The sequence below is a fragment of the Citrobacter amalonaticus genome (assembly GCF_018252635.1).
Taxonomy (GTDB): Bacteria; Pseudomonadota; Gammaproteobacteria; order Enterobacterales; family Enterobacteriaceae; genus Citrobacter_A; species Citrobacter_A amalonaticus_E.
The window spans coordinates 372,539-391,554 of the sequence record NZ_JAGTXM010000005.1; the positions used below are offsets into that span (position 1 = coordinate 372,539).

At 53.5% G+C, this 19,016-nt stretch carries 13 protein-coding genes; 9 read left to right on the forward strand and 4 right to left on the reverse strand.

The window, feature by feature from the left end; genetic code table 11:
* Positions 1 to 169 precede the first annotated feature (169 nt).
* The 6 genes from glgB (at position 170) to KE671_RS17290 (ending at position 10,424) form a co-directional block, all read left to right on the forward strand.
* Positions 170 to 2,356, forward strand: coding sequence for a 1,4-alpha-glucan branching enzyme (gene glgB, locus KE671_RS17265; RefSeq protein ID WP_206163973.1), 2,187 nt, complete (start codon positions 170 to 172; stop codon positions 2,354 to 2,356).
* A complete protein-coding gene (gene glgX / locus KE671_RS17270; RefSeq protein ID WP_206163974.1) occupies positions 2,353 to 4,326 on the forward strand; it encodes a glycogen debranching protein GlgX in 1,974 nt (657 codons plus the stop codon). The genes glgB and glgX overlap by 4 nt, the downstream gene beginning before the upstream one ends.
* A gap of 17 nt (positions 4,327 to 4,343) precedes the next feature.
* Positions 4,344 to 5,636, forward strand: a complete 1,293-nt coding sequence (gene glgC / locus KE671_RS17275; protein ID WP_206163975.1) for a glucose-1-phosphate adenylyltransferase — start codon at positions 4,344 to 4,346, stop codon at positions 5,634 to 5,636.
* Between the two features lie 2 nt (positions 5,637 to 5,638).
* Positions 5,639 to 7,072 (forward strand): glycogen synthase GlgA, encoded by a 1,434-nt coding sequence (gene glgA / locus KE671_RS17280; protein WP_061076060.1) that lies wholly within the window; start codon positions 5,639 to 5,641, stop codon positions 7,070 to 7,072.
* 19 nt (positions 7,073 to 7,091) lie between these two features.
* On the forward strand, positions 7,092 to 9,539 hold the full coding sequence (glgP, locus tag KE671_RS17285) for a glycogen phosphorylase (protein ID WP_206163976.1): 2,448 nt from the start codon (positions 7,092 to 7,094) through the stop codon (positions 9,537 to 9,539).
* A gap of 129 nt (positions 9,540 to 9,668) precedes the next feature.
* On the forward strand, positions 9,669 to 10,424 hold the full coding sequence (locus KE671_RS17290) for an IclR family transcriptional regulator (protein WP_206163977.1): 756 nt from the start codon (positions 9,669 to 9,671) through the stop codon (positions 10,422 to 10,424).
* A 54-nt stretch (positions 10,425 to 10,478) separates the two neighbouring features.
* On the opposite strand, the gene KE671_RS17295 is transcribed toward KE671_RS17290, so the two are convergent.
* The 3 genes from KE671_RS17295 to KE671_RS17305 are packed head-to-tail and all read right to left on the reverse strand — an operon-like array spanning position 10,479 to position 14,481.
* Complete coding sequence (locus tag KE671_RS17295) at positions 10,479 to 11,384, reverse strand: dihydrodipicolinate synthase family protein (RefSeq protein WP_206163978.1); 906 nt, start codon at positions 11,382 to 11,384, stop codon at positions 10,479 to 10,481.
* Between the two features lie 53 nt (positions 11,385 to 11,437).
* Positions 11,438 to 13,153: a dihydroxy-acid dehydratase gene (gene ilvD, locus KE671_RS17300; RefSeq protein ID WP_061076063.1), complete on the reverse strand. Its 1,716-nt coding sequence runs from the start codon at positions 13,151 to 13,153 to the stop codon at positions 11,438 to 11,440.
* Positions 13,150 to 14,481, reverse strand: a complete 1,332-nt coding sequence (locus tag KE671_RS17305; RefSeq protein ID WP_206163979.1) for an MFS transporter — start codon at positions 14,479 to 14,481, stop codon at positions 13,150 to 13,152. Before KE671_RS17305 ends, ilvD begins: the two co-directional genes overlap by 4 nt.
* Before the next feature lie 335 nt (positions 14,482 to 14,816).
* Here KE671_RS17305 and KE671_RS17310 point away from each other — a divergent pair, with 335 nt between their 5' ends.
* Complete coding sequence (locus tag KE671_RS17310) at positions 14,817 to 15,926, forward strand: glycerol dehydrogenase (RefSeq protein WP_206163980.1); 1,110 nt, start codon at positions 14,817 to 14,819, stop codon at positions 15,924 to 15,926.
* A 47-nt stretch (positions 15,927 to 15,973) separates the two neighbouring features.
* Here the strand turns inward: KE671_RS17310 and glpD are convergent, their stop codons facing one another.
* Complete coding sequence (gene glpD, locus KE671_RS17315) at positions 15,974 to 17,482, reverse strand: glycerol-3-phosphate dehydrogenase (protein ID WP_206163981.1); 1,509 nt, start codon at positions 17,480 to 17,482, stop codon at positions 15,974 to 15,976.
* Positions 17,483 to 17,679: 197 nt separating this feature from the next.
* Between glpD and glpE the strand changes: the two genes are divergently transcribed.
* Positions 17,680 to 18,006 (forward strand): thiosulfate sulfurtransferase GlpE, encoded by a 327-nt coding sequence (glpE, locus tag KE671_RS17320; RefSeq protein ID WP_206163982.1) that lies wholly within the window; start codon positions 17,680 to 17,682, stop codon positions 18,004 to 18,006.
* 170 nt (positions 18,007 to 18,176) lie between these two features.
* On the forward strand, positions 18,177 to 19,007 hold the full coding sequence (glpG, locus tag KE671_RS17325; RefSeq protein ID WP_192478906.1) for a rhomboid family intramembrane serine protease GlpG: 831 nt from the start codon (positions 18,177 to 18,179) through the stop codon (positions 19,005 to 19,007).
* Positions 19,008 to 19,016 lie beyond the last annotated feature (9 nt).

Sequence of the window (19,016 nt, forward strand, 5' to 3'; positions counted from 1 at the left end):
TGGCTATTCTTTAAGGGTGTCCTGATCGCAGTATCAGGGCGTTACCTGAAGGTAGGACGGGGCAGAAAGGATGCACAATTGTGCTGCGCCGTTCAGGTCAAAAAAAAGTGTCGCTAACTGATATCGAACATCAGTTGGAAGAGTGACACCAAAAAACAGGATGAAAACCATGTCCGATCGTATCGATAGAGACGTGATTAATGCGCTAATTGCTGGTCATTTTGCGGATCCTTTTTCCGTACTTGGTATGCACCAGACCCCTGCCGGACTTGAGGTCCGCGCGCTTTTACCTGACGCCACTGAAGTGTGGGTGATCGAACCTAAAACCGGGCGCAAAGTCGGCAAACTGGACTGCCTCGACTCACGCGGTTTTTTCAGCGGTGTATTACCTCGCCGTAAAAATCCTTTTCGCTACCAGCTCGCGGTCGTCTGGCATGGCCAGCAAAATCTGATTGATGATCCCTACCGTTTTGGTCCTCTGATTCAGGATATGGATGCCTGGCTGCTGTCAGAAGGCACCCATTTGCGTCCATATGAAACTCTGGGCGCGCACGCGGACACCATGGATGGCGTCACGGGTACCCGTTTCTCCGTCTGGGCACCGAACGCGCGTCGCGTTTCCGTGGTCGGACAATTTAACTTCTGGGATGGTCGCCGTCACCCGATGCGTCTGCGCAAAGAGAGCGGCATCTGGGAGCTGTTCATCCCCGGCGCACAGCATGGTCAGCTCTACAAATATGAGATGATCGACGCCAACGGCAACCTGCGGGTTAAAGCCGATCCTTACGCCTTTGAAGCGCAGATGCGTCCGGAAACGGCCTCGCTCATTTGCGGTCTGCCAGAAAAAGTGGAACAGACCGAGGCGCGCAAAAAAGCCAACCAGTTCGACGCGCCAATCTCCATCTATGAAGTGCATCTGGGCTCGTGGCGTCGCCATACCGATAACAACTTCTGGCTGAGCTATCGCGAGCTGGCTGACCAGCTCATCCCGTACGTGAAATGGATGGGCTTTACCCATCTCGAACTGCTGCCGGTGAATGAACACCCGTTTGACGGCAGTTGGGGTTATCAGCCTACCGGTCTTTATGCGCCAACGCGTCGTTTTGGCACGCGCGATGATTTCCGTTATTTCGTGAATGCCGCGCATCAGGCGGGCCTGAACGTGATCCTTGACTGGGTGCCGGGTCACTTTCCATCGGATGATTTTGCTCTCGCCGAATTCGATGGCACCAAACTGTACGAGCATAGCGACCCGCGCGAAGGGTATCACCAGGACTGGAACACGCTGATCTACAACTACGGTCGTCGTGAAGTCAGTAACTATCTGGTGGGCAACGCCCTGTACTGGATTGAACGCTTTGGTATTGACGCCCTGCGCGTGGATGCCGTGGCATCGATGATTTATCGCGATTACAGTCGCAAAGAAGGCGAGTGGATCCCGAATGAATTCGGCGGCCGCGAAAATCTGGAAGCGATTGAGTTTTTACGCAACACCAACCGCATTCTCGGTGAGCAGGTGCCGGGGGCGGTGAGCATGGCGGAAGAGTCGACAGATTTCGCTGGCGTCTCCCGACCACAGGATATGGGCGGCCTGGGTTTCTGGTACAAGTGGAACCTTGGCTGGATGCATGACACCCTCGATTACATGAAGCTGGATCCGGTTTATCGTCAATATCATCACGACAAGCTGACCTTCGGCATGCTCTACAACTATACCGAAAACTTCGTTCTGCCGTTGTCGCATGACGAAGTGGTCCACGGTAAGAAATCGATTCTCGACCGCATGCCGGGCGACGCGTGGCAGAAATTTGCCAACCTGCGCGCTTATTACGGCTGGATGTGGGCGTTCCCGGGTAAAAAACTGCTGTTTATGGGCAACGAATTCGCTCAGGGGCGCGAGTGGAACCATGACGCCAGCCTTGACTGGCATTTGCTCGAAGGCGGCGACAACTGGCACCACGGCGTGCAGCGTCTGGTGCGCGACCTCAACCTGACCTACCGTCACCACAAAGCGTTACATGAACTCGACTTTGATTCCTATGGTTTCGAATGGCTGGTGGTGGATGACAACGAACGATCGGTACTGGCGTTTGTCCGTCGCGATAAGGTCGGGAATGAAATTATCGTCGTCAGCAACTTCACGCCGGTGCCGCGTCACGGTTATCGCTTTGGCGTCAATCAGCCGGGCAAATGGCGCGAAATTGTCAATACTGACTCGATGCACTACCACGGCAGTAATGCCGGAAACGGTGGCGCGGTCCATACCGATGAGATTGCCAGCCACGGGCGCCCGCAATCCCTGAGTCTGACGCTGCCGCCGTTGGCGACCCTCTGGCTGGTTCGGGAGGCGGAATGACGCAACTGGTTGCCGGCAACGCCACACCGCATGGCGCAACGTATGACGGGCGTGGCGTGAATTTCACGCTCTTTTCCGCCCATGCCGAGCGCGTTGAGCTGTGTGTGTTTGACGCGTCAGGCAATGAGCAGCGCTACGACCTGCCAGCACGCACCGGAGATGTCTGGCACGGCTATCTGGCCGACGCCCGCCCCGGTCTGCGTTATGGCTATCGTGTGCATGGGCCGTGGCAGCCCGCGCAGGGTCACTGGTTTAATCCGGCGAAGCTGTTGATTGATCCCTGCGCGCGTCGCGTAGAGGGTGACCTGAAAGATGACCCGCTGATGCATGCGGGTTATGACCAGCCGGATCATCGCGATAACGTCGCCATTGCGCCGAAGTGCGTGGTGACCGTCGATCGCTATGACTGGGAAGACGATGCCCCGCCGCGCACGCCGTGGGGCAATACCGTCATCTATGAGGCGCATGTCAAAGGTTTAACCTGGCTGCATCCGCAGATCCCGGCAGAGATTCGTGGCACATACAACGCGCTTGGTCATCCGGTGATGATCGATTACCTGAAGCATTTGGGGATTACCGCGCTGGAATTGCTGCCCGTGGCGCATTTTGCCAGTGAACCGCGTTTGCAACGGCTGGGGTTGTCGAACTATTGGGGCTACAACCCCGTCGCGTTGTTTGCGCTGCATCCGGCCTATGCCTGCTCGCCAGAGACGGCGCAGGATGAATTTCGCGATGCCGTTAAGGCGCTGCACAAAGCGGGAATCGAGGTCATCCTCGACATTGTGCTTAACCATAGCGCTGAGCTGGATCTGGACGGGCCGCTCATCTCCCTGCGCGGAATCGACAACCGTAGCTATTATTGGATCAGAGAGGATGGTGATTATCACAACTGGACCGGTTGCGGTAACACGCTCAATCTCAGCCATCCTGGCGTGGTGGAGTATGCCCTTGAATGCCTGCGTTACTGGGTTGAAAGTTGCCACGTCGATGGGTTTCGTTTTGATCTGGCATCGGTGATGGGGCGCACGCCGGCGTTTCGCCAGGATGCACCGCTGTTCACCGCCATCAAACAGTGCCCGGTGCTGTCCGCTGTTAAGCTTATCGCTGAACCGTGGGATATCGGGGCCGGTGGGTATCAGGTGGGGAATTTCCCCGCGCCGTTCGCGGAGTGGAACGATCATTTTCGCGATGCGTCACGCCGCTTCTGGCTACAGCGCAATTTGTCGCTCGGCGAATTTGCCGGGCGCTTTGCGGCCTCCAGTGACGTGTTTAAGCGCGATGGGCGCAGCCCTTCCGCTTCCGTTAATCTGGTCACCGCACATGACGGTTTTACGCTCAGAGACTGCGTTTGTTTCAATCAGAAACACAATGAGGCAAACGGAGAGGAAAATCGGGACGGAACCGACAATAACCATAGCAATAATCATGGTAAAGAAGGATTAGGCGGCACTCTGGAGGTCGTCGAACGTCGACGTGACAGCATTCATGCGCTGCTGACGACGCTTTTACTTTCTCAGGGAACGCCCATGTTGCTGGCCGGTGATGAACACGGACACAGTCAGCATGGCAACAACAACGCCTACTGCCAGGACAATGCGTTGACCTGGCTGGACTGGTCGCAGGCGAGCGGGGGATTAATCGATTTTACCGCTGCATTAATCAAACTGCGCCAGCAAATCCCGGCGCTGGTGGGAGACCATTGGTGGGAAGAGGGAGATGGCAACGTGCGCTGGCTTAATCGCTACGCGCAACCACTGAGTGCGGATGAATGGCAAAACGGGCCAATGCAGATGCAAATCCTGCTGTCGGACCGTTTTCTTATTGCCATCAATGCCGCACTTGAGACCGCTGAAATGGTTTTACCTGAAGGGGAATGGCGCGCTGTTCCCCCGTTTGCCGGAGAGGATAATCCGGTAATTACGGCTGTCTGGCCGGGACCTGCGCACGGACTGTGTGTGTTCCAGAGATGATCAAAAAGGAGTTAGTCATGGTGAGTTTAGAGAAGAATGACCGTTTAATGTTGGCGCGCCAGTTGCCGTTGAAATCGGTTGCCCTGATTCTGGCGGGAGGACGTGGCACTCGTCTGAAGGATTTGACGAACAAACGTGCAAAACCGGCCGTTCACTTTGGTGGTAAGTTTCGTATTATCGATTTTGCGTTATCCAACTGTATTAACTCCGGGATCCGCCGTATTGGCGTCATCACGCAATATCAGTCTCACACTCTGGTACAGCATATTCAGCGTGGTTGGTCGTTCTTCAGCGAAGAGATGAATGAGTTCGTCGATTTGCTGCCTGCCCAGCAAAGAATGCAGGGCGAAAACTGGTATCGCGGCACGGCGGATGCGGTGACGCAGAACCTGGATATCATCCGTCGTTATAAGGCGGAATATGTGGTTATCCTGGCTGGTGACCATATCTATAAGCAAGACTATTCGCGCATGCTGATCGACCACGTAGAGAAAGGTGCGCGCTGCACCGTAGCCTGTATGCCGGTGCCGATCGAAGAGGCCAGCGCGTTCGGCGTAATGGCGGTCGATGAAAACGAGAAGATCATTGAGTTTGTTGAGAAACCGGCGAACCCACCCGCGATGCCAGGCGATGCCACGAAATCCCTCGCCAGCATGGGGATCTACATTTTTGATGCGGATTACCTCTATGAGCTGCTGGAAAAAGATGACGCTGACGACGGCTCAAGCCATGACTTTGGCAAAGATATCATTCCGACAGTAACCAAAGCTGGCATGGCTTATGCACATCCTTTCCCATTGTCCTGTGTCCAGTCGGATCCTGAGTCCGAGCCGTACTGGCGCGACGTCGGAACGCTGGAAGCGTACTGGAAAGCGAACCTCGATCTGGCATCCGTGACCCCAGAACTGGATATGTACGATCAAAACTGGCCGATTCGCACCCATATGGAATCGCTCCCGCCGGCGAAATTTGTGCAAGACCGCTCGGGTAGCCACGGCATGACGCTGAACTCGCTGGTTTCCGGCGGCTGTATTATTTCCGGTTCAGTGGTGGTGCAGTCCGTTTTGTTCCCGCGCGTACGGGTGAATTCATTCTGTAATATTGATTCGGCAGTGTTGTTACCTGAAGTCTGGGTAGGCCGCTCATGCCGTTTGCGTCGCTGCATAATCGATCGTGCCTGCGTTATCCCGGAAGGCATGGTGATTGGCGAAAATGCGGAAGAAGATGCTCGTCGCTTCTACCGTTCTGAAGAAGGCATTGTGCTGGTGACGCGCGAAATGCTGCGCAAACTGCAGGTCAAACAGGAGTGAGAATGCAGGTTTTACATGTATGTTCGGAGATGTTTCCCCTGTTGAAAACAGGTGGTCTGGCAGATGTGATTGGCGCGTTGCCGGCAGCGCAAATCGCGGATGGTGTGGATGCCCGCGTTCTGTTACCCGCGTTTCCCGACATTCGTCGAGGCATCACGGATGCACAAGTGGTCACCCGCCGCGACACGTTCGCGGGCAGGATTAGCCTGCTGTTTGGTCATTACAACGGTGTAGGTATTTACCTGATTGATGCCCCGCATCTCTACGATCGTCCAGGGAGTCCGTATCACGATACAAACCTGTTTGCCTACACCGATAACGTGCTGCGTTTTGCACTGCTGGGATGGGTAGGATGTGAAATGGCCTGCGGGCTTGATCCATTCTGGCGCCCGGATGTGGTGCATGCGCACGACTGGCATGCTGGCCTGGCGCCTGCGTATCTGGCCGCGCGCGGACGTCCGGCGAAATCGGTGTTTACCGTGCACAACCTGGCGTACCAGGGCATGTTTTATGCTCAGCACATGAATGACATCCAACTGCCATGGTCGTTCTTTAACATGCATGGTCTGGAGTTTAACGGTCAGATCTCATTCCTGAAGGCCGGTCTGTACTACGCCGACCATATCACGGCGGTCAGCCCGACCTACGCACGGGAGATCACCGAGCCGCAGTTTGCCTACGGTATGGAAGGGCTGCTGCAACAGCGCCACCGTGAAGGGCGTCTTTCCGGCGTTCTGAACGGCGTAGATGAGAAGATCTGGAGCCCGGAGACGGATCTGCTGCTGGCATCACGCTATACGCGTGATTCACTGGAAGAGAAGGCAGAAAACAAACGGCAGCTGCAAATCGCGATGGGACTGAAGGTGAATGACAAGGTTCCGCTGTTTGCCGTCGTCAGTCGCCTGACCAGCCAGAAGGGGCTGGATCTGGTGCTGGAGGCTTTGCCGGGCCTGCTGGAACAAGGCGGCCAACTGGCGCTATTGGGGGCGGGCGATCCGGTGTTGCAGGAAGGTTTCCTTGCCGCCGCCGCGGAATATCCCGGCCAGGTCGGTGTGCAGATTGGCTATCATGAAGCGTTTTCGCACCGCATCATGGGCGGCGCGGATGTCATTTTGGTACCGAGCCGTTTTGAGCCGTGCGGATTAACACAGCTCTATGGGCTTAAGTACGGCACGTTGCCGCTGGTACGGCGTACCGGTGGGCTGGCAGATACGGTATCCGACAGTTCTCTGGAAAACCTTGCCGATGGCATCGCCAGCGGGTTTGTGTTTGAGGACAGTAACGCCTGGTCCCTGCTGCGGGCTATCCGCCGCGCTTTCGTGCTGTGGTCTCGACCTTCGCTCTGGCGGTTTGTGCAACGGCAAGCGATGGCGATGGATTTTAGCTGGCAAGTCGCGGCGAAGTCATACCGCGAGCTTTACTATCGCTTGAAATAGTTATTCAGGAATCATCATTATGAATGCTCCATTTACCTATGCATCGCCGACGCTGAGCGTAGAAGCACTTAAGCACTCTATTGCTTACAAGCTGATGTTCACGATTGGTAAAGACCCGGTTATTGCCAATAAGCATGAATGGCTGAACGCGACGCTGTTTGCGGTGCGCGATCGTCTTGTGGAGCGCTGGCTGCGTTCTAACCGAGCCCAACTGTCACAGGAAACTCGTCAGGTTTATTACCTGTCGATGGAGTTTCTGATTGGACGTACCCTTTCCAATGCGCTGTTATCACTGGGAATTTACGACGATGTCCAGGGCGCACTGGAAGCGATGGGCTTAGATCTCGAAGAGCTCATTGATGAAGAAAACGACCCAGGCCTCGGAAACGGTGGCCTTGGGCGACTGGCAGCCTGTTTCCTTGATTCTCTGGCAACCTTAGGGCTGCCGGGGCGTGGTTACGGCATACGCTACGACTACGGGATGTTTAAGCAGAACATTGTTGATGGGCGACAGAAAGAGTCTCCCGATTACTGGCTGGAATACGGTAACCCATGGGAGTTTAAACGCCATAACACGCGTTACAAAGTCCGCTTTGGCGGGCGTATTCAGCAGGAAGGTAAGAAAACGCGCTGGCTTGAAACCGAAGAGATCCTCGCGGTCGCGTACGATCAGATTATCCCCGGTTATGATACCGACGCCACCAACACGCTGCGTCTGTGGAATGCGCAGGCCAGTAGCGAAATCAACCTTGGTAAATTCAACCAGGGTGATTACTTTGCCGCCGTGGAAGATAAAAACCACTCCGAGAACGTGTCGCGTGTACTGTATCCGGATGACTCCACCTACTCAGGGCGTGAACTACGACTGCGTCAGGAGTATTTCCTGGTCTCCTCCACGGTGCAGGATATCCTGAGTCGTCACTATCAGTTGCACAAAACCTACGACAACCTCGCGGATAAGATTGCCATTCACCTGAATGATACCCACCCGGTGCTGTCGATTCCGGAGCTGATGCGCCTGCTAATTGATGAGCATCAGTTTAGCTGGGACGACGCGTTTGAAGTGTGCTGTCAGGTCTTTTCCTACACCAACCACACGCTGATGAGCGAAGCGCTGGAAACCTGGCCGGTGGATATGCTGGGTAAAATACTGCCGCGCCACTTGCAGATCATCTTTGAAATTAACGACTATTTCCTGAAAACGTTGCAGGAACAGTATCCGAACGATACCGGTCTGCTGGGACGCGCGTCGATCATTGATGAGTCCAACGGTCGCCGCGTGCGTATGGCGTGGCTGGCGGTTGTGGTGAGTCATAAGGTGAATGGCGTTTCCGAATTGCACTCTAACCTGATGGTTCAGTCGCTGTTCGCGGATTTTGCAACCATCTTCCCGACCCGTTTCTGCAACGTGACGAATGGTGTGACGCCGCGCCGTTGGCTGGCGCTGGCAAATCCGTCGCTTTCCGGCGTTCTGGACGAGAACATTGGTCGTACATGGCGCACCGATCTGAGCCAACTGCATGAACTCGAACAGCACTGTGATTTCCCGCTGGTCAATCATGCGGTACGCCAGGCGAAGCTGGAAAACAAAAAGCGGCTGGCGACCTTTATCGCCCAGCAGCTTAATGTGGTGGTGAACCCAAAATCGCTGTTTGATGTCCAGATCAAACGTATTCACGAGTACAAACGTCAGTTGATGAATGTGTTGCACGTCATCACCCGCTATAACCGCATCAAGGCCGATCCCGATGCGCAATGGGTGCCGCGGGTGAATATTTTCGCCGGTAAGGCCGCCTCGGCGTATTACATGGCGAAACACATTATTCACCTGATTAACGATGTCGCGAAGGTCATCAATAACGATCCGCAGATCGGCGACAAGCTGAAAGTGGTGTTTATCCCTAACTACAGCGTCAGCCTGGCGCAGCTGATCATTCCGGCGGCGGATCTGTCTGAGCAGATTTCGCTGGCGGGGACGGAAGCCTCCGGCACCAGCAACATGAAGTTCGCACTCAACGGCGCGTTAACTATCGGTACGCTGGACGGGGCGAACGTGGAGATGCTGGAACACGTCGGTGAAGAGAACATCTTTATCTTTGGTAACACCGCGGAAGAGGTCGAAGCACTGCGCAGGCAGGGCTATAAGCCGCGTGAATATTACGATAAAGATGAGGAACTGCATCAGGTGTTGACGCAAATCGGCAGCGGCATGTTCAGTCCAGAAGAGCCTGGACGTTATCGTGATCTGGTGGATTCACTGATCAACTTTGGCGACCACTATCAGGTGCTGGCGGATTACCGCAGCTATGTCGATTGTCAGGACAACGTGGACGAGTTATACGGCCGTCCGGAAGAGTGGACCGCCAAAGCGATGCTCAATATCGCCAACATGGGCTACTTCTCCTCTGACAGGACCATCAAGGAGTATGCTGACCACATCTGGCATATTGATCCAGTACGGTTGTAAGTCGTCAGGTTAAAAAAAGGAGCCTTCAGGCTCCTTTTTTGTGCGCGGTGATTGCGCATGGATATGGAATAATAACCGTCTGCTGGTGTATAGTGTCCGAGGAATTAATTATAATTAATTGATAAATTTATGAAAAAAATCACAACATCGATTCCTGCCCTCGACAAAATTATGCGCGTTTTCGCTTATCTGATGGAATGCGATGGCGCGACGTTCACGCAGATTCATCAGAATTCAGGGATCGCAAAAAGCAGTACCTCCTCTTTGCTGACGGGGATGGTTGCGCATGGCTTATTGCGTCAGGAAAAAGACAAATATTATCTGGGGTTACGTCTCTACGAATTAGGGAATAAAGCCGCAGAACAGTACGATATTAAAAAAATAGCGTTGCCGGTACTGGAAGAAATTCGTGATACGACAGGGTTAACCTGTCATCTTGGCGTGCTTGAAGGCGATTCCCCCATTTATCTTCTCAAGCTCGAAAGCCCACAGGCGATTGTGATACGCAGTTGGGAAGGTAAGCGCCTTTCGCTGCATAGTTCGGGTCTGGGGAAAGTGCTGATTGCCTGGCTTAATTCGGAGGAACTGGATGAGCTGCTGCCGCCCGATCAGGTTCTGACGCGCTATACCGAAACGACGATTACCGATGTGAATATCCTGAAGCAGGAATTAGCCGGGATCCGTCAGCGGGGCTGGGGCTATGATAACGAAGAAGATTCTTTAGGCGTACGTTGCATCGCCGTGCCTGTGTTTAATGCCGAAGGGAAAGTGGTGGCAGCTTTGAGCGTGTCGGGCGTCGCATTCCAGATCCCGGATGATAAACGAGAAGCGCTTGCCACACAGATGATGGATGCCAGTCGTCGCCTGTCGTCAATGCTGCGCTAGTCTTTTCGCCGTGATGGGGAAAGAAAAGGCGGGCGCTAAGCCCGCTAATGAGAGTTATAATCCGGCGCGCTGTAACACCTTTTTCAGGCTGGCGATTTGCGCTTCATTTGCCGGTTGTACCGGAGGCATGACCTCTACCGGGATATCAATGCCGCTGAGCTGAATGGCTTTTTTGATAATCCCGAAGAAAGGGGTATCGAGGCTGTAAATGGTCGATAGCGCGGAGAGTCTGCGTTGTAGGCGAAACAGAGTCTCATACTCTTTTTCGCACCAGGCGCGATAAATTCCACAGGTTAACTGCGGAGCAAAATTAGCCGTTGCAGGGATCCCGCCATTTCCCCCCATGACCAACGTGTCCATCATATATTCATCGTAACCAGAGAAAATTACAAAGTCAGGGCGAACCGGTCGTACGGTATTGATGATTTCGCGAATATGACTAATGTTATCCACCGTATCTTTTATACCAATGATATTGGGAATGTCATGTGCCAGTCGGGTAATTAAATCAATACTGAGATCCTGGCCGGTGAGCGCTGGAAAGTTATAAAGAATAACGGGTGTTTTGATGTTTTCTGCGACGGTTTTGAAATGATGATAAATATAATCATCAGTCAGCCTGGCATAATAAGGATTGAGGACCAGGACTGCATCCACTTCCAGACGATCGGCATGCAGCCCGTAATGAATGACATCTTGCGTGCAGGTACTGCTAATCCCTAACAGCACGGGAATTCGATGATTGATATGTTGAACACAGAACTCGGCGGCTTCCAGACGCTGCTCTTTTGTCATGTGGCAGAACTCACCGCCGCTGCCGAGCAATAATACGCCGTTCACCTGGTTCGCAATAAGGTGGTCGAGTAAGGTTGCCATCCCTTTTTTGTCTAACTCTCCCTGCGCATTAACAATGGTGGGAACCGGTGGAAAGACACCGTTGAATTTTTCTGTTTGTATCATGAGTTTATCCTTAAAAGCAGGTGGGCTGACAATTATGCCGCCCACCAGGGACGTTATTTAATCCAGGCTCCCGCCATTAATGAGGTTGCGTTGGTCGTAAATTGCTTAAAGACACCGCGTCGGTTTGAATAATCCGGTTTTGTCCAGTTTGTCCGGCGGCGTTCAAGACAGTGCTGAATTTCTTCTTCTGTTTTGTACTCCCCGTGAATGCCAACAATGTTGAGCTTGCGCCCCTTGACGTCCATTTCGATGAGGTCGCCGTCTTCGACAAGCGCAATGGGACCACCATCGGCGGCTTCCGGTGAAACATGGCCGACGCAAGGGCCGCTGGTCGCGCCGGAGAAACGACCATCGGTAATCAGGGCGACTTTGCCATCAAGACGTTTGTCGTAAACAATCGCGTCTGTGGTCATGAGCATTTCCGGTGCTCCCGAACCTTTAGCCCCTTCATAACGGATAAAAATGACATCACCCGGTTCGATGTGATTATGAATAATGGCTTGCTGGGCATCCTCTTCCGAATTAAAGACGCGCGCAGGGCCGGTATGGTGGTGCATATCTGGCGCACAGGCGGCGTATTTGATAACCGCGCCTTCTGGCGCAATATTGCCTTTTAGCACGGCGATTGACCCTTTCTTGGTGGCGTTTTCCGGCTTACGAATCACCTCTTCCGGGCTGACCCGATAATTACTCAGATAACCGTGGTTGCGGGTAAAGAAACCGGACTGATGGAGCATCTCCAGGTTTTCACCCAGCGTCCGGCCTGTCACCGTCAGGACATCCAGATCCAGATAGTCGCGAAGATACCATTGCACCATCGGCACACCGCCCGCGAACCACATCATTTCTGTAACGTACTGGCCGCTGGGTTGAATATTGGTGAGGTAAGGGATCTCATTGTTTATCTGGTCAAACAGTTCAGGTTTCAGTTCCCAACCCAGTTCATGGGCGATTGCCGGGAGATGGATCATGGCGTTGGTACTGCCGCCAATGGCGGCATGGACCTTAATGGCGTTTTCAAAGGCGGCGGGGGTGAGGATCTTATGCGTCGTAATATTTTTCTCTGCCAGGTATAACGCCTGATGACCGGCGCTTCGCGCGATACGACGAATTTCCGCCAGCGTGGAGGGCAGTAACGCGCTTCCTGGCAAGGCAAGGCCCAGCGCTTCAGACATGCACTGCATCGTGCTGGCGGTACCCATAAACTGGCAAGCACCTGCCGTTGGGCAACCACACTGCTGCATGGCCTCCACCTGCTGAATACCTATTTCGCCTTTCTTGAGTTTGGCGGTAATGCCCCCGAGATCCGAAGTACTCATATTCGGCGCCGGACGCATTGAGCCACCGGGAATATGCAGCATCGGTAGATTCAGGCGCGCAGCGGCGATCAAATGCGCCGGGATCGATTTATCACAACTCGAGATCAAGATGCCGGCATCGTAAGGTACGACAGAAGCATGAATTTCGACCATGTTCGCAATAGCCTCTCGGGAGGCTAAGATATAGTTCATCCCGTCATGGCCCTGACCCCAGCCATCGCAAATATCGGTCACATGATGACGAACGGCACGACCACCGCTTTCGTGAATACCTAAGACGGCTTCATCGCCCAGATGATTAAGATGAAAACTACCGGGATGACTTTCGCCATAGCAGTCATCTACCAGAACCTGCAGCTTATTGACATCTTCTTTGGTGTAATTCATCCCCAGACGCAGGGCGTCTAGTTGTGACCACAGGTCACGGGCGTGTTGGCATTTCTGACTCATTTGGCGATTCCTTCTTGTTTGAGCGACGTCTCAGGCGCCGATGCATGATGAGGGTTGCTACTGCCTGCAGGACGGGCAGTAACCGACGGTAAGCTGAATAACAGCGCGACGGCGATGAGGAGTGCGGCCACCAGCACCGTCATCCCCGCCGTTTGTGAGAACGTGACGGTTAACAAGCCCACCAGATAAGGACCGATAAAGCCACCGATGTTGCCCAATGCGTTGATGGTGCCGCGTACACCGCCCAGCACGTTGGGAGCGAAGAGCAATGGCGGTAATGTCCAGAACGGTCCTGCATAGGCCTGCAGGAAGAAGCCGCAGATGACCATCATGCCGTACGCCAGCCAGACGTTATCTTTCAACAACAAGGAGAGCGCGAGGCAAGCGGCAAAACCCAGCAATGGAATTGCTGTGTAGAGGCGGCGATTCATGGTTTTGTCGCACCATTTGGCAATATAGTACTGACCGACGATGCACAAAATGTACGGTGCCGCAGTCAGCAAGCCGACGATAGTCATTCCGCTGCCGGTAAGGTGTTTAATCAGGTTTGGCATCCAGAGGGCGAAGCCGTAGAAACCGACCTGCACAAAGAAATAGATACCGATCAGCTTCCATAAGTTAATGCTGCTCAGGACATTGCGGATGCTGCTTGTCTCACCTCCAATCGTCAGCGCGCGATCGGCCTGCAATTTCTGTTCGATCCAGGCGCGCTCTTTAGGATCCAGCCATTTGGCCTGATGAGGATGATCAGAAACCAAAGGTAGCCAGACGAACAGCAGGCCGAGCGAGAGTAAGCCCTCGATGATGAACATTTCTCGCCAGCCATAGATTTCGATCAGCCAACCGGAAAGCGGCCCGGTGATGATCGAAGCCACGGCAAGGTTCATCTGGAAATAAGCAATCGCTCTTGCACGTTCTTCATTGGGGAACCAGTGACCAATCAACGCCAGGATGGCGGGATAGACCGCACCCTCAGCGACGCCAAGGATAAAGCGGATAATCAGCAGTTGGGTAGGGGTCTGGACGAAGCCGGTCAGCAGCGCGAAGCCACCCCATGCGACGATGGTCCAGGCGATTAATTTCTTGGCGCTAAATCGTTCCGCGATTTGGCCGCCAGGAATTTGCAAAAAGATATAACCAATAAAGAAAATGCCGGCGACCAGACCGGCAAACGAGGCGGTCATCCCCAGGTCTTCTTCCATGCCTCCCGCAATTCCAATCGCGATGTTCGTCCTGTCCATGTAAGCCACGATGTAAACGAGGATGGTGGCTGGAATGATATGTAACCAGCGTCCCCGCGTTGTCGGTTTATCGAGTTCAATGCTCATTAGCGCATCCCTTAATAGTAGAGGTTTTGTTCTGTATATAGAACTGATGTTCTGTATGCAATTACTATGAGGGGATAAATTTTGAGCGTCAATTCCATATTGTCAGCAAGGTTATGTTTTGTGATTTGCTTCATATCCTGCTGCAAAACCCGCAGAAAAGCGTTCCCTTGCTAAAAACAGGCCAGTTTTCCGCTAAAGGATCAAAACTGTGTCACTCTTCACAGGATGAAGCTTTCTACTGATTTGTGGGTTGTGTGCGCCGGCGAACTTGCAATAAATTCCATATAAAGAATATGTGTTCTGTATATTGAACTTTAATGGTAAGGAGAATTTGAATGGTCACAACGGCAATATTTCCGTCTCGCTATGTTCAGGGAAAGGGCGCATTGACAACGCACCTGCCTCAGGAACTCGCATCTTTAGGACATAAAGCGCTTATTTTACAAGACCCTGTGGTTTATGAGAGATATCAGGATACGCTCGCGTCTGCACTTCACGGCGTGGTTGATTTTGAAATCGAGGTTTTCAATAGCGAATGCAGCGATGAGGAGATCGCCAGAATTTCTGCGCGTGCGCAGCAAGTCGGGGCCGATGTTATTGTGGGTATGGGCGGTGGAAAAACATTAGATACCGCCAAAGCGACGGGGGCAAGTTTGCGTCTTCCTATTGCTGTCGTTCCCACCCTTGCCTCAACGGATGCCCCCTGCAGCTCATTAGTCGTCATCTATACACAGGAGGGCCAATTCAAACGCTACCTGATGATCCCTCGTAATCCCACGTTGGTGTTGGTAGACAGCGGCATTATTGCCGCAGCGCCGGTACGCTTCTTAATCTCCGGAATGGGGGATGCGTTGGCGACCTGGTTTGAAGCCGAGGATTGTCGGATAAAAGGGGCCGGGAATATGACCTCCCGTCCAGGCCCTATGACGGCTTTTGAACTTGCTCGTTTCTGTTATAACACGTTGATTCGCTATGGTCGGTTAGCCAGGCTGGCCTGTGAGCAGCATCAGGTTACGCCAGCGCTGGAACATGTGATTGAAGCCAATACGTTGTTATCCGGGCTAGGTTTTGAAAGTGGAGGACTGGCGGCAGCGCATGCTATTCATAATGGTTTAACCGTACTTCCCGCAACACATCAGTACTGGCACGGCGAAAAAGTGGCCTTTGGTACGCTGGCAATGCTGGTGTTAACCGACAGGGCTCCTGAACTTGTTGAAGAGGTCTATCAGTTCTGTGAGGACGTGGGGCTGCCGATTACGCTGGCGGATATTGGTCTGGCTGACGTCAGCGATAAAGAGCTACTGGCAGTCGCGCAGGCAGCCTGTCAGGTGGGGGAAACGATGCACAATGAACCCTGCGAAATTACGCCTGAGGCGGTACTTGCTGCATTACGGACCGCAGATGCGCTTGGACAAGCGCGGAAGCGGAAAATGAAGTCACTCTGAGAGTAATAAAACGCCCGGTAGCGTGTTTCTATCGGGCGTAATGTCATTTAAGACGCCAGTGAAAGCTGATGTTTCTCAATATACTCCGCCAGCCACTGGGTCATGCGGGACTGCTGTTCGGCGTTGAGCCACATCCCTTCTTTCGTACGACGCCATAGCGCATCGTCCGCGCGGCGAACCCATTCGTGATCCACCAGATATTTCAGCTCTGCTTCGTAGAATTCATGGCCGAAATCTTCGCCCAGGTCGGTGAGCGTCGCGGCTTCACCCAGAATCCACTCTGTGTTGCTGCCGTAGGTGCGAGAGTAGTGGCGCGCCAGCGATTCTGTCAGGAACGGATAGCGACGACGCAGTTTCGCCGCGTAGTCTTCGCGATCGCCACCAATATCACCGCCAGGCAGCACGCAATCTTTAGTCCATGCCGGGCCAATGCCCTGATAGTACGATGATAGCTTCTCCATCGCGTGCTCGGCGAGCTTACGGTAAGTGGTCAGCTTACCGCCGAAGACGGAAAGCAGCGGCGCTTTTCCGTTTTCATCGTGAATATCCAGCGTGTAATCACGGGTGATGGCCTGCGGTGAATCTGACTCGTCATCGCACAGCGGGCGCACACCGGAATAGGTCCAGACGATATCGTCACGACCGAGCTGTTTCTTAAAGTGCGCGTTGTACACTTTCAGCAGGTAGTTGATTTCGCTTTCGTCAATTTTTACCGCTTTCGGGGAGCCTTTGTATTCAACGTCGGTGGTACCGATGATCGAGAACTCATCCATCCACGGAATGACAAATACGATACGCTTGTCTTCGTTTTGCAGAATGTAGGCTTGTTTCTGCGTATGGACGCGCGGTACCACGATGTGGCTGCCTTTGATCAGGCGAATACCGTACGGCGAAGGCAGATGCATGCCCTCGTCGAAGAATTCTTTTACCCACGGACCGGTGGCGTTAACCAGCCCGCGCGCCTGCCAGGTGTATTTCTTACCGGTGTCGATATCTTCGGCTTCAACAATCCACAGGCCGTTTTCGCGGCGTGCGGAGGTTGCGCGGGTGCGGGTCAATACTTCTCCGCCTTTACGTACCACCATCTGGGCGTTGGCCAGCACCAGACGCGCATCGTCTACCCAGCAGTCAGAATATTCGAAACCGCGCACGATTTCGGGTTTCAGTACGGATTCTGCGCCAAAACGCAAACCGGTGGAGCCCGGTAAACTGGTGCGTTTGCCGAGGTGATCGTACATAAACAGGCCAATGCGGATCATCCACGCCGGACGCAGGTGCGGGCGGTGTGGCAAACGAAAGCGCATTGGGAAAGCGATATGCGGTGCCATTTTCAACAGCACTTCACGTTCCGCCAGCGCTTCGCTGACCAGACGAAATTCGTAGTGTTCCAGATAGCGCAGGCCACCGTGAATGAGTTTAGAACTGGCCGAGGAGGTGGCGCACGCAAGATCCTGCGCTTCCAGCATCAGCACGGATAAACCGCGTCCAGCGGCATCTGCCGCGATACCGGCACCGTTGATGCCTCCCCCTATCACAATCAGATCTTTGGTTTCCATGCTGCCCTCTTGCACTTTCGTTATGGCTCATAAATGTTCGTTATCGAACATAATAGCAAAGAAACGCGCCATTAGTAACATCGAATAAACAATTTACAGTGATACATATAACATTATGGCGTTTCACTCCCGTGGGGACGTACACTAGAAGGTAAAATGTTGAAAACGTTTCACCTGCACGATAAAGAAGAGAATGTATGGATCAGTTTGAATGTATTAATGTCGAAGAAGCCCATCAGAAGCTGCAACAGGGCACGGCAGTGCTGGTCGATATCCGCGACCCGCAAAGTTACGCCATGGGACATGCTCCGCAGGCATTTCATCTGACGAACGACACGCTGGGTTTGTTTATGCGCGGTCATGATTTCGATACCGTGGTGATGGTGATGTGTTACCACGGCAACAGCAGTAAAGGCGCGGCGCAATATCTGCTCCAGCAAGGCTATGACGCGGTCTATAGCGTAGACGGCGGATTTGACGCCTGGCATCGTCATTTTCCTGCGGAAGTGGCATACGGTTCGTAAGGCTATACCCAAATTAATTCGAGTTGCATCGCGACGGCGACGCAGCGAATCTCCGGGAGCGTACGAACAGTACGTGACCGGAGTGAGCGAGGAAAGCCAACAAAGATGCAGCTCGAAGTAAGAAGGGTATATATACTGTCCTCTTTTGTGTGGATGAAGCGACAGCAACAATGTTGATGATTACCTCTTTTGCTAACCCCCGCGTGGCGCAGGCCTTTGTTGATTACATGGCGACGCAGGGCGTTATCCTGACCATTCAACAACATCATCAAAGCGATGTCTGGCTGGCAGATGAAACGCAGGCCGAACGCGTACATGCAGAGCTGGCGCGTTTTCTGGAGAATCCCGGCGATCCGCGCTATCTCGCGGCTAGTTGGCAATCCGGCCATACCGGTAGCGGGCTTCATTATCGTCGCTTCCCGTTTATTGCCACACTGCGTGAGCGTGCCGGTCCGGTGACCTGGCTGATTATGGCAGCCTGTATTCTGGTGTTTATCGTCATGAATATCGTTGGCGATCAAACCGTGATGGTGTGGCTGGCCTGGCCGTTTGACCCGTCATTACAGTTTGACGTCTGGCGCTACTTCACTCACGCCTTCATGCACTTTTCGCTGATGCATATCCTCTTCAACCTCCTGTGGTGGTGGTATCTTGGCGGTGCGGTTGAAAAACGTTTAGGTAGCGGCAAACTGATTGTGATTACGGTTATTAGCGCCCTGCTGAGCGGGTATGTACAACATAAGTTTAGCGGCCCGTGGTTCGGCGGGCTTTCCGGCGTCGTCTATGCGCTGATGGGCTACGTCTGGCTACGTGGCGAGCGCGATCCGCAAAGCGGGATTTACCTGCAGCGTGGGTTGATTATTTTTGCGCTGATTTGGATCGTCGCCGGCTGGTTTGATTTGTTTGGGATGTCGATGGCCAATGGCGCACATATCGCCGGGCTGGCAGTTGGGTTGGCAATGGCGTTCGCGGATACACTAAATGCGCGAAAACGAACATAGTTCCAGGGA